General features: G+C 51.8%; 11 protein-coding genes and 1 pseudogene. 3 read left to right on the top strand and 9 right to left on the bottom strand.

The window, feature by feature from the left end; all coding sequences use genetic code 11:
• Positions 1 to 116 precede the first annotated feature (116 nt).
• The 3 genes and pseudogenes from WBL83_RS11225 to WBL83_RS11215 all read right to left on the bottom strand — a co-directional run.
• A pseudogene (locus tag WBL83_RS11225) lies at positions 117 to 1,418 on the bottom strand (LLM class flavin-dependent oxidoreductase); the annotation flags it as partial.
• A gap of 18 nt (positions 1,419 to 1,436) precedes the next feature.
• Complete coding sequence (locus tag WBL83_RS11220; RefSeq protein WP_424589216.1) at positions 1,437 to 2,573, bottom strand: amidohydrolase; 1,137 nt, start codon at positions 2,571 to 2,573, stop codon at positions 1,437 to 1,439.
• Positions 2,574 to 2,583: 10 nt separating this feature from the next.
• Positions 2,584 to 3,621 carry an MsnO8 family LLM class oxidoreductase gene (locus tag WBL83_RS11215; protein WP_424589215.1) on the bottom strand — a complete coding sequence of 346 codons (1,038 nt, stop codon included), beginning with the start codon at positions 3,619 to 3,621 and terminating at the stop codon, positions 2,584 to 2,586.
• Between the two features lie 311 nt (positions 3,622 to 3,932).
• Here WBL83_RS11215 and WBL83_RS11210 point away from each other — a divergent pair, with 311 nt between their 5' ends.
• Genes WBL83_RS11210 through WBL83_RS11200 form a run of 3 tightly spaced genes read left to right on the top strand, consistent with a single transcriptional unit; the run spans position 3,933 to position 5,592 of the window.
• Positions 3,933 to 4,256, top strand: coding sequence for a helix-turn-helix domain-containing protein (locus WBL83_RS11210; protein WP_424589214.1), 324 nt, complete (start codon positions 3,933 to 3,935; stop codon positions 4,254 to 4,256).
• Positions 4,241 to 4,555, top strand: coding sequence for a HipA N-terminal domain-containing protein (locus tag WBL83_RS11205; protein WP_424589213.1), 315 nt, complete (start codon positions 4,241 to 4,243; stop codon positions 4,553 to 4,555). Before WBL83_RS11210 ends, WBL83_RS11205 begins: the two co-directional genes overlap by 16 nt.
• A 2-nt stretch (positions 4,556 to 4,557) precedes the next feature.
• On the top strand, positions 4,558 to 5,592 hold the full coding sequence (locus WBL83_RS11200) for a type II toxin-antitoxin system HipA family toxin (RefSeq protein ID WP_424589212.1): 1,035 nt from the start codon (positions 4,558 to 4,560) through the stop codon (positions 5,590 to 5,592).
• Positions 5,593 to 5,636: 44 nt separating this feature from the next.
• On the opposite strand, the gene WBL83_RS11195 is transcribed toward WBL83_RS11200, so the two are convergent.
• From WBL83_RS11195 to tsr, 6 genes are all read right to left on the bottom strand, one after another.
• Positions 5,637 to 5,780, bottom strand: coding sequence for a hypothetical protein (locus tag WBL83_RS11195; protein WP_424589211.1), 144 nt, complete (start codon positions 5,778 to 5,780; stop codon positions 5,637 to 5,639).
• 12 nt (positions 5,781 to 5,792) lie between these two features.
• A complete protein-coding gene (yfaU, locus tag WBL83_RS11190) occupies positions 5,793 to 6,596 on the bottom strand; it encodes a 2-keto-3-deoxy-L-rhamnonate aldolase (RefSeq protein WP_424589210.1) in 804 nt (267 codons plus the stop codon).
• On the bottom strand, positions 6,593 to 7,888 hold the full coding sequence (locus WBL83_RS11185; RefSeq protein WP_424589209.1) for an MFS transporter: 1,296 nt from the start codon (positions 7,886 to 7,888) through the stop codon (positions 6,593 to 6,595). Before WBL83_RS11185 ends, yfaU begins: the two co-directional genes overlap by 4 nt.
• Positions 7,889 to 8,008: 120 nt before the next feature.
• Positions 8,009 to 9,214 (bottom strand): L-rhamnonate dehydratase, encoded by a 1,206-nt coding sequence (gene rhmD, locus WBL83_RS11180; protein WP_424589208.1) that lies wholly within the window; start codon positions 9,212 to 9,214, stop codon positions 8,009 to 8,011.
• A 23-nt stretch (positions 9,215 to 9,237) separates the two neighbouring features.
• Entirely contained in the window at positions 9,238 to 10,017 is a 780-nt protein-coding gene (locus WBL83_RS11175) for an IclR family transcriptional regulator (RefSeq protein ID WP_424589375.1), read from the bottom strand.
• A 310-nt stretch (positions 10,018 to 10,327) separates the two neighbouring features.
• A complete protein-coding gene (gene tsr, locus WBL83_RS11170; protein WP_424589207.1) occupies positions 10,328 to 11,992 on the bottom strand; it encodes a methyl-accepting chemotaxis protein in 1,665 nt (554 codons plus the stop codon).
• Between the last annotated feature and the right edge of the window lie 38 nt (positions 11,993 to 12,030).

The following is a 12,030-nucleotide window of genomic DNA, read 5'->3' as shown; positions in this document are numbered from 1 at the left end:
CTTCGCTTATCCGACCTACGCAGAACGGTGTTGATGTTTTTGTCGGATGACGCTTCGCTTATCCGACCTACGCAGAACGGTGTTGATATTTTTGTCGGATGACGCTTTCACAAATATTGATTAACCGGACTCGCCAACCCTAAACTTTCACGCAACGTGGTGCCCGGATACTCCTTGCGGAATAACCCCCGTGCCTGCAACACCGGAACCACTTCATCCACAAAACGCGGGAAGGTATCGGGCGTACCGCCCTGAATAATGAAACCGTCCGCCGCGTGGCTTTCGAACCACTGCTGCAATCCATCCGCCACTTGCTGGGCGGTACCGGCAAAACGTGGACGCGGAGATGCCGCTTCAAGCGCCACCTGGCGCAGCGTCAGATGACGTTCGCGGGCATTACGTTTGATTTCATCGGTGGTACTGCGAAAGCTGTTCTGCCCCAAATCACCAATATCCGGGAAGGGTTCATCAAGCGGATACTGACTGAAGTCGTGATGCTCAAAATAGCGGCCAAGATAATTCAGTGCGTCTGATATCGACACCAGGGCGGCGGTGGTTTGATACTGGTTTTCAACGTCATCAGCATCTTTACCAACAATCACACTCACGCCCTGGAATATTTTCAAATCGTCTGCCTGGCGACCATGATTCTCCAGTTGCTCTTTGACATCACGATAAAAATGCCGGGCTTCTTCAAGCGTATCGTGATGGGTAAAAATAGCGTCCGCATGATGCGCGGCTAATTTCTTACCGTCATCCGAGGCGCCAGCCTGAAATACAATCGGTCTGCCTTGCGGAGTACGGGAAATATTCAGCGGCCCGGCGACTTTAAAGAAATCACCGTGGTGATTCAGGGTGTGCAATTTTGTTGGATCAAAGAATTGTCCGCTGGCTTTATCACGGGTAAACGCATCTTCTTCCCAGGAATCCCACAGCCCTTTCACGACATCCAGATATTCATCAGCGATGCGATAACGCAGCGCGTGTTCCGGGTGTTTATCACGGGAGAAGTTCTTCGCCGAACCTTCCAGCGGTGATGTCACCACGTTCCAGCCCGCACGGCCTTTACTTAAATGGTCAAGGCTTGCGAACTGGCGCGCCACCGTGAACGGCTCGCTATAGGAGGTCGACAACGTGCCGACCAGCCCTAAATGGGTAGTGACGCTGGCTAACGCCGAGAGCACCGTGAGCGGTTCAAAGCGATTCAAAAAATGTGGAATAGATTTTTCATTAATATATAAACCGTCAGCGACAAATAAAAAGTCCAGTTTGCCGGCTTCGGCTTTTAACGCCGTCTCTTTGACGAAATCAAAATTAATACTGGCATCGGCAATCGCTGCGGGATGTCGCCATGCAGACATATTTCCGGAAGCACCATGTAAGATTGTTCCAAGGCGCAGTTGACGATTATCAGACATATTCCATCCTCAAATTCATTAGAGTTCCAGCAGTGCTTTTTCCGCAAGGGATGCGAAATAGCGCGCGGCGTCTTCGATTAATGCTTCATCCGGATCAAACGCCGAATGATGTAATCCGTATGCGCTATTACTGCCTATGCTGACAAACGCACCGGGAATGGTTTGCAAATACACAGCAAAGTCTTCGCCGCCCATATGCAGTTCAGATGTTTGTGTCTGGTAGCCCGCATCTTTTGCGGCCTGCATCGCAAATGCCGCCCATTTTTCATCGTTATTCAATGTTATTGGCCCGTTAAACCATTCCACTTCTATGTGTGCGCCAAACGCACTGGCTAAACCGGCTGCAATCTCACTGATACGTTTCTCGACCTGTTGCTGGATATCGTTGCGATGCGTACGTACCGTTCCTTCCAGTTCGACGCTTTCAGGCAACACATTCCAGGTATTTCCCCCTTGTATGCGCGTCACACTAACCACCACGGAATCCAGCGTATTAATGTTGCGGCTGGCGATAGTTTGCAGTGCCAGCACGAACTGGCTGGCAATCACGATAGCGTCCGTTCCTTCTTGCGGACGGGCGGCATGAGCACCTTTACCCCGAACGCGGATAACAAAACGGTCAACGTTGGCATAGAATGCGCCGCCTCGGGTGGCAAACGTGCCCACCGGCAAACCCGGCTCGTTATGCATGCCAAAAATAGCGGAGACATTTTCCAGAGCGCCGGCCTTTATCAGCGCCTTTGCACCTGTAAAGTTCTCTTCCGCCGGCTGAAACAGCAAACGCACACGTCCGGATAAATGCAACTCACGTTCTTTTAACAGCAGGGCCGCACCGAGGATCACGCTGCTGTGAATATCATGCCCACAGGCATGCATCACCCCCTCATGTTGTGAACTAAACGGCACGCCGCTGGTTTCCTGGATGGGCAACGCGTCGATATCGGCACGCAGCGCAATCACCTTTTCCCCTTGCCCGACTTCAGCCACCACACCGGTTGCAAGCGAGTAAGGCAACAGCCGCAACCCCCCCTCTTCCAGCCAGTGACGTATGCGCGCCGTGGTCGCGACTTCCTGCCCGGACAACTCCGGGTTCTGGTGCAACTCGCGTCGCCAGTCGATGAGCGTTTGTTTGAATGTGACGGGTGCGAATGTCATCGTCTTCCCCTTACCAGGCTTCATGTTCGGCGGCAAAATCCGAGACCGGCTTTGCTTGCTGCACACCTGCCAACAAACGTAGCGACTCAACACGCGCAGCCGGGTCAGCAATCGGGGTATCAATAATGAATTCATCGATGCCAAATTCATGGCTTAATGCGGCAAGCCCCGCATTTACGGTCTCTGCGGTGCCTTTGAGCAGTGAAGGTTCGCGGCGTTCAATTCGTTTGATGGCACTGCCCGCCTGGCGAGCAAACGCGTGCGCCTGGGTTTCACTGCCTACGCTGACACGCTGGTTGTTTTCCAGCTCAACGCTCCAGATTTCCACCAGATTCGCCAGTTCAGCCGCTTTTTCAGCGTCCTGTGCGACGATGACTTGCACGGCCACCACCGTGTCGCGCTGGCTTTTACTGCTCCAGGCGGTGAGCACCTGACGCATCAGGTTTTTATCGCCATTCAGGTGAGCGGCATAGACGAAGTTCCAGTCCAGACTTGCGGCCAGTGCCGCACTTTCAAGACTTGCACCCAGCAAAAAACGATCGGCACTGCGAACCGGGATCGGCGTGGCACGTAAGCTCTCTTCGTCGTCGGCAGTCTCTTCTTCGGCTGTCGCAGGTAAAGAAAGCCAGTTATCCAGCTCAGTGAGTTTGTCGGCAAACGTCGCTTTGTCCTGCCCACCGCGTTGCAATGCCTGGGTAGACAGCGGCAAACCGCCAGGCGCTTTACCGACACCGAGATCAACACGGCCCGGCGCAAGGTTTGCCAACAGGTTGAAGTTTTCCGCCACTTTGTAAGGGCTATAGTGCTGCAACATCACGCCACCCGAACCGACACGAATACGGCGGGTTTGCCCGACAATCCAGGCAATAAGCAGTTCAGGTGATGGGCTGGCTAGCCGTGGGGTGTTGTGGTGTTCGGCAATCCAGAAGCGGTGATAACCCCAGGCTTCGGCTTGTTGTGCCAGATGCAGTGTATGTTTCAGGGCGTCGCCAGGAGTAGCGTCCTTCGCGACCGGGCTTTTATCTAACAGGCTGATTCGATAAGACATGCCACAAACTCGGGTTGATTAACATGCCTTCATTAATAGGGTTTTCGTGGATTTGAGTGAAACAATTAATTTACATTTCGTTAGCAAAAAACTGGATAAGCCGCCATCACTTCCACCAGAAGGACTATAAATGGTCTATAATTATCAAAAATATTATTAAATGGTTTTTATATGAGCCATTAGATCCGTTAAAGATCATTAATGAGCCATTCTAAAATAAAAATGAAATAAAAGACCTTTTATGATACTTATTTAACTATGAAGGCCACAAATAACACCTTTTAGCCTTGCTGATGAATTTAAGGTCACCTATGAACCATGACAACACCACGCTCGCAGACAAACTGCATGCGATGAGCGAATTATTGAATGACGTGAAGAGAGCCGTGACGCTGCACGCGCAAGAAACCGAACTGCACAACGACGAGCAGGTGATCACGTATTCTGCACAGTTGGGTCAAAAGCTAAACCAACGCCGCAAAGCGTTGGATATTGATCTTGCGACCCTTGAGCTACAAACCGGTGTGTCCGTCTCAACGCTCAAACGGCTGTTTAAAGATCCCGAAATGGTCAAATTTGGCACCGTGTTACGCGTCGCCGAAGCATTAGGTGTGAAGCTATGCGCCGACGTGTAGATGTGTGGTTATATGGCGAGCCCGTCGGTGAGTTGCGCCAGGATGACAACGGTTACGACTTTAGTTATCGCGCCGACTATATCGGCCCACCGCTGTCACTCAGTCTGCCGGTGCGTGTTCGCCACTTCCACAGCCAAACCTTGCCACCTTTTTTTGCCTCTCTGGCGCCAGAAGGTTGGTTGAAAAAACGTTACAGCCAACTACAACAACGCGATGAACATGACCTGCTTGGCATGCTTATCGATAATGGCAAAAACCTGATTGGTGCGGTGCAACTGGTCAATATGCAGGAGGATTAATCATGCGTTGCCACATTCTTTTAACGCCGCTGCTGCTGGCCAAAGAGCAAGAGTCCGGTTATTCGTCCAAAGGCCTGAAACACCTGACAGGCTCAACTAAGTTGAACCCGCAACTGAGTTTTACGCGTAACGAATTTATTCATGAATTACCTAAAGCCCAGCGCGGCATGAGTATTTCCGGCTATCAACCGAAGCTGCAAATGGTGGTGCGCGACGGAGAATTTGCCGTGGTTGAGCATCAGGGCGAATACATCCTCAAACCCTCTCCGGCTGAATTCCCCCATCTGGCAGAAAACGAACACGCCACCATGACGCTGATGGCACGGCTGGGGTTTGATGTTCCCGCACATGGATTGGTGAGTTTTGCGCCGGTGCAGGATGAACCCCGGGAGTTAGCCTTTGTTATCCGCCGTTTTGACAGAGACAGGCAATCCGGTGCGGCCATTCATCAGGAACAGCTTGATGCGGCGATGAATGTCGGCGAAAAGTACGGGAAAACCGGCAGTGACGGAAAACAGTATGTGAGTTATCAACAATTGGCTGAGTTCCTGACTCAGCATGTGAATAGCAACATCGCGTTTAAAATCGACCTGTTCAGGCGCATTGCCTATGCGTATCTGTTGGGTAACAACGATATGCACCTGCGTAATTTTGGCTTAATTCACCCGAGGATCGGCGAGCCGACGCTTTCACCGGTTTATGACTTTGTTTCGGTTGCGCCCTATCCGCCTATTTTTAGCTCGGGATTTATGGCTTTACCGTTGCTGTCATGCGAAGAAGGCGAGCACGATTTGGCGCCGGGCTTTAAAACGGCCTACGGTGAATATCTCGGTATGGATTTCCTGGCGCTGGGTTTGAGTATGGGGATGACGGATAAGCTTATCGTTAAATTGCTGGACGATATGCAAAAAGAGAGTCGTATCGTGGATGCGGTGTATCGTGATTCGTTTATGCCGGAAGAAGACAGAGAAGCAACGTTGCGTTGTTATCACCAGCGGTTAGACAGGTTGATGCGGCTGGATGAAGCGATGTTGTGAAAATGAAGTATGAAAAAGTGTCGGGGGCGCTACGCTTGCCCGACCTACGGTTTCGATTTCGTAGGGTGGATAAGCGTTAGCGTCATCCACCAGTTAATTCCGGACTCTACCGTAGGGTGGATAAGCGCCAGCGTCATCCACCAGTTAATTCCGGACTCTCCCGTAGGGTGGATAAGCGTTAGCGTCATCCACCATGAATGCTAGTAGCTATTCTTATTGTTGGTTTTCAATGGCGTATTGCGGAACAATGCCAGACGTGAATCGAGCGCCTGGGTGTACAGCATGGTGTCCACGCCCACCGCGACAAAATTCGCTCCCCACTCAATGCACTTGCGCGCCATTTCCGGGTTAACCGCCAGAAAACCAGCCGCTTTACCCGCCTGACGAATACGCCGAATGCTCTGCTCGATGATGCGTTGCACTTCCGGATGATCGGCGTTGTCCGGATAGCCCAGTGAGGCAGACAAATCAGCCGGGCCAATAAAAATACCGTCAATGCCGTCAACCGCAAGCAGGGCGTCCAGGTTATCCAACGCCGTTTTACTTTCGGCCTGAATCAATACGCACAGCTCATCGTTCGCCTGCGCCATATAGTTTTCCACTCGTCCCCAACGTGCAGCACGCGCAACACTGGCTCCTACACCGCGCGTTCCCAGCGGTGGATAACGAGTTGCACTGACCACCTCGCGAGCTTGCTCGGGCGTATCGACCATCGGAATCAGCAGTGTGCGCGCACCAATATCCAGCATTTGCTTGATGATGCTTCTTTGCCCTTCAACCGGCCTGATGACGGGCTGGCTGCGGTAAGCGGCAATCGCCTGCAACTGATGATAAAGATCCTGCACGGTATTCGGTGCATGCTCACCATCGATAAGCAGCCAGTCATAACCGGAAGTCGCCGCAATTTCAGCCAAATATGAGGAAGTACTGCTCAGCCACAGCCCAATCTGCACCTCGTTATTGAGGATGCCCTGCTTAAAAGGGTTAGTTAAAATTGAATTCATACCGATTCCTTTTCGTTATTTGTGGCAAGGGGTGCCTGTTTTGCCACGCGCAGTGTGAAGATAATCAATGAGCCAATAATGGCGATGCCCGCCAGCGCCAGTAATCCAGCGGCATTGCTGGCAAAAGCAGTTTCAGCTTTGACGCGAATGAGCGGAGCGAGGAATCCGCCAACCGCACCAAACAGGTTCACAAAACCAATCCCTGCGGCCAGCGCTGTACCTGAAAGGAGTTGTGTCGGCATCGTCCAGAAAACCGGCTGTACGGCAATAAAACCAATGGCTGCGACGCATAACGCGACAATAGCGAATACAGGACTGACTAAACCGGAAACCCCAATACCTATTCCCGCCGCGAGCAGCGTCAGCGCCGCCACATTTTTGCGATCGCCAGTTCTGTCGGAATAACGCGGGATATACCAGGTCCCAAACAGCGCGGCTATCCAGGGGATCGCCGTGACCAGAGAAGCGGTAAAACCAACTTTGGTGCCCATCAACTGCGCCACTTGCGTTGGCAAGAAGAAGATCAGTCCGTATACCGCAATCTGGATGGTCATGTAGATGATGGCAAGTTGCCAGACACGGCTATTGCTGATGGCGTCGACAAAACGAGAGGTTGTTTTTTTCTCGTCTTCAAGTGCCAGTTGCGCCAGCAATACCCGCTTCTCTTCTTCCGACAGAAAACGGGCTTTCTCTGGGGTATCGTCGAGATAGTAAAAGGTGAAGACACCCGCGCCCACGGCCAGCAACCCCTCAATCACGAACATCCAGAACCAACCTGGGCTGCCCATAAACCCATGCATTTCCAGTAACGCACCGGACAGCGGCGAACCGAGCGTTAACGCCAGCGGTGCACCCATATAAAACAGCCCCATAATGGCAGCGCGGTTTTGCTGCGGGAACCACTGTGAGGTGAGATAAATCATGCCTGGAAAGAAGCCAGCTTCCGCTGCACCCAGTAATGTACGAACAATCAGAAACTTCGCTTCGGTATCGGCGTAACCCATCGCCGCCGACAGCGCTCCCCATAACAAGGTTGTGCCGCCAATCCAGCGCCGGGCGCCCCATTTACGCAATAGCAGATTGGCCGGTACGCCAAGGAAGGCATACACCACGAAAAAGATCCCCGCCCCCAACGCATACACTTCGTTGCTTAACCCTGTGTCTATCTGATAAGTCTCTTTCGCAAACCCGATATTGGAGCGGTCAAGAAATGCCAGAATATAGAGCGCGAGCATGAAGGGGATCAGGCGTGCTCGGTTCTTTTTAACTGCGCTGTTCAATACGGAATTCATAGCAGAATCCATCATAGTTTCCCTCTGAATGAGGCAAATAAAAGTTACAGTGTCACTATTTAAGAGTATGAATACCCTGTTAATGGTGACACTGAATGGTTAATGATTAATGATTAATGATTAATGGTTATAAGGACGTTTGAGTTTTAAATCCCGGTTCAGCTCAACGCCAAAGCCTGGTTTATCCAGCACCGACTTGTGCATACGCCCGTTCACCGGCACCGGTTCATCAAGCAAGATTGGGTCAAATTGCGGACGCAGAGTGGAGCAATCCGGGCTGGTCATCAGGAACTCGCTAAATGGCGTGTTGGTGAAGGTAATCACCGCGTGATGGGAATAGACCGAAGAGCCATGCGGTACCACCAGTTGACCGCGAGATTTTGCGATGGCGGCAATTTCTACCAGCGTGGTCAACCCACCGCACCAGCCCACATCCGGCTGCATAATATCGATGCCGGTTTCCGCAAGTGTACGGAAGGATTGCAGCGTGCCGTGGTGTTCGCCACTGGTAACCATCATGCCCGCCGGAGCATGACGTTTCAGCTCACGGTAGCCTTCGTATTGCTGCGGCGGCAGACACTCTTCAATCCATTTCAGGTTGTACGGCGCGCAGGCATGAGCCAGTTTAGTGGCGTAATTCACATCCTGACTCATCCAGCAGTCGAGCATTAACCAGAAGTCCGGACCACATTTTTCGCGATATTCCGCCACCATGGCCGCGTCTTTGCGAATACCCGCATCGCCGTCGTGTGGCCCCCAGTGCGTTGGCATCTTCCCGCCAATAAATCCCATCTCTTTGGCAAGATCCGGGCGGGCGCCGGTGGCGTAAAACTGAATTTCGTCACGCACAGCGCCGCCCAGCAGCTTATAGACCGGCAATCCAACCACTTTGCCGAATAAATCCCACAGCGCGAGATCGATACAGGAAATGGTGTTCATCACCAGGCCGCCGGAGCCGGCGTAATACAGGCTGGCGTTCAGCATTTGGTCGTGGATAAGCTTAATATCGCTTACGCACTTGCCCTCAATAAAGCGGTTGAGGTGTTTTTCAACGATAAAGCAGCCCATTTCACCGGCAGTGGATACCGCAAAACCGGTCTGGCCATTATCTGCTTCCACTTCCACCACTAAGGTGCCAAGTACGTTGATACCAAAAGACTGGCGTGACTGCTCATATTGCGCATATTTGCTCATCGGCGTGGCGATATGGTCATCAATCCAGTGCTGATTACCCTGATCGTGGTAATCCGCCCCGCCGCTGCCTTTCTCCGCGGTAGCGCCGCCAAGATACCAGGCACGAACCTGTTTGATTTTTGGTAAGTTCATTGTTTATTTCCTTATCAATTACGTTAAGAGGCTTTCAGGTCAAATGGACTGCGCCAGCCGAGTAAACGGGAAATGTCTTTGGCGCAGGCAATAGTCTGGCTGGCAATCAGGTCGCGATTGTCATCATTTATCTGGAGTCGGGTGCCCACCACAGAGATAGCGGCCGTGAGAGTGTTGTGCCCGTTAAACACAGGAGCGGCAACACACCGGACATCGACATAATCTTCGCCCCGGTCATAGCTCCAACCCTGGTAGCGAATTTTTTCAATTTCTTGCAGCATCCGTTCTGGCGAGGTAATCGAGGTCGGTGTGGCTGGGCTGAAATCCATCCCGGCGACGATATTTTCACGCAGCGGCGAGGGCTGCCAGGCAAGCAGGCATTTGCCAATACCCGAACGGCTTAGAGAGAGACTTTTCCCTTCATGGGAACGCACGCTGATGGTGGCGGAAGATTCAATTTTGAGAATGTAATAAGCATTACCACCATCAATAATTCCCAGATGGCACAGCAGCCCGGTCTGCTCCATCAGTTGGGTCAGCCGCTTGCGGGCGAGATCGCGCAGATCGATTTTACTCAGAGCGTGTTCCGCGAGTTCGACAAGCTTCGTCCACAGGCAGTAGTTATCTTGCACAACGGTTAAAAAGCGGTGCTTTCTTAATTCCGCTAACAGCAGATAAAGCGTGCTTTTTGGGATACCCAATTCATTCATCAACGTTGCGGCGCTTGAAGGCCCATGCTGTGCGATGAAATTTATAATCTCGATAGATCGCGTCAGTGCGGGGACTTTGCTTGACTCAGCGATGCTTGATTCAATTGGCTTCAATTCCATTAGGCTGGACTCCGGTCTGCTCTGATGGAATCAAGTTTGCGGGCGCAGACGATGGGCTTATGTGAATAAGCTCAAACTTTTCTGTCTGGTGGCAGGAAATTAAGATTTTTGCGTAGAAATATGTGAGAAAACACGCAGATTTATTCTGCGGCAGTACAACTGGCTGTACTGATTATGCGGATAAGAGAGCAATGTCGGATATCGCTGGCGCTAATACGACATGGTTTTTCAATTTCGAGGGGGATAAACGCCAGCGCCATCCCCCTCCTTAACATCACGGAAATCAGAATGTTTCCCAGTTCTCGTTTAAATCACTGACAGCAGGTTTACGCACCATCGTCGGTGCGAGCGTCAGTTTTGGTTCGACGCTGCGGGATTCGGTTTTCACATCCTGGTTAATACGAAATACCGCAACAGCCTGAGTCAGACGGCTGGCCTGCTCTTCGAGGGCTGAAGCCGCTGCAGCAGACTCTTCAACCAGTGCGGCGTTTTGCTGCGTCACACGGTCCATTTCAGAAACCGCCAGCCCAACCTGGTCGATACCACGGCTTTGCTCATCAGATGCCGAAGCAATTTCGCCCATGATATCGGTCACACGGGTCACCGCATTGACGATTTCATCCATGGTTTCGCCCGCACTTTCAACCAGCGTAGAACCGGTATCCACTTTACTGACGGAATCTTCGATAAGACCTTTAATCTCTTTGGCCGCCTGCGCACTGCGCTGTGCCAGATTACGCACTTCACCGGCAACCACCGCAAAACCTCGTCCTTGCTCACCCGCACGCGCGGCTTCAACGGCGGCGTTGAGTGCCAGGATGTTAGTCTGGAAGGCAATCCCGTCAATCACGCTAGTAATGTCGGCAATTTTCTTCGAGCTGCTGGCGATGTCATTCATGGTACGCACCACGTTATCCACCACTTTGCCGCCCTTCTGCGCGGTTTCGGAAGCGCTTAACGCCAGCTGGCTTGCCTGACGCGCGTTCTCCGCATTCTGTTTCACCGTGGCGGTCAACTCTTCCATGCTGGCGGCTGTTTCTTCAAGTGAAGCGGCTTGCTGCTCGGTACGGGAAGAGAGATCGTTGTTGCCGATAGAAATTTCGCTGGCACCGCTATAAATCGCGTTCGCGCCGTGACGCACATCGCTGACCGTGCTCATTAGCTCAGACTGCATGTGGCGCAGGCTGGCGGCCAGTTGCCCCATCTCATTTTTGCCTTCCACATCAATGGTGCGCACCAGATCACCGTTGGCAATGTGGCGAATGCTTTCAATCAGACGATGCAGCGGTTCAATCAGGGTTTTCTTGATGCCCAACCAGACAGTCACAATCGCCGCCGCAACCAGAGCCAGAATCACGATAAGGACCCAAATCGCCTGCGAGTAGGACTGATTATTGTCGTCGACCGCGAGTTGATACAGACGGTCATTTTGTTGCAGATAATTGACGTACTCTTTTTCAAAGCCGTCCTGGTATTTCTGCGTAGGCTGGTCGAAGAATTCGTTAATTTTCCCCGCACCCAGTAACTGGATTAGCTCAGCGAGCGCACCGTGGTAAATGGCGTAGTTGCGCTTGATTTCATTAATGGATTGTTCGTTCTGGCGAGGATCACGTGGCAAGGTTTCATATTCAGACCACTCCTTTTCCGCCTGTTTTAACGACTGGCTGGCGATAAGCATCAGCTCATTGACCGTAGCACCACTGCCGATATTGTTGGTATCCATCATATGACGGATGCCAGCACGGTTTAACGTATTACGGGTTTGCAATAATGCCACCCAGCTAGCGTTGAGCGTGGACTGTTGCTGGCGAATGGTTTGCAGCACGGTGAAGTTTTCTTTGTCGTTTTTCAGCGCGCTGAAGAACAACCCGCCGGATGTCATTTGTAAGACACCAAATAAACCCAACACAAAGAGAAGACTGGTTACAACTTTTATGCGATTTAACATGCTCTTTCGTTCTCATGACAACAGAAGCATAAAGTTTC

It is taken from the genome of Buttiauxella sp., from assembly GCF_049686335.1.
GTDB lineage: Bacteria > Pseudomonadota > Gammaproteobacteria > Enterobacterales > Enterobacteriaceae > Buttiauxella.
This window is presented reverse-complemented; position numbering and strand designations above follow the sequence as displayed.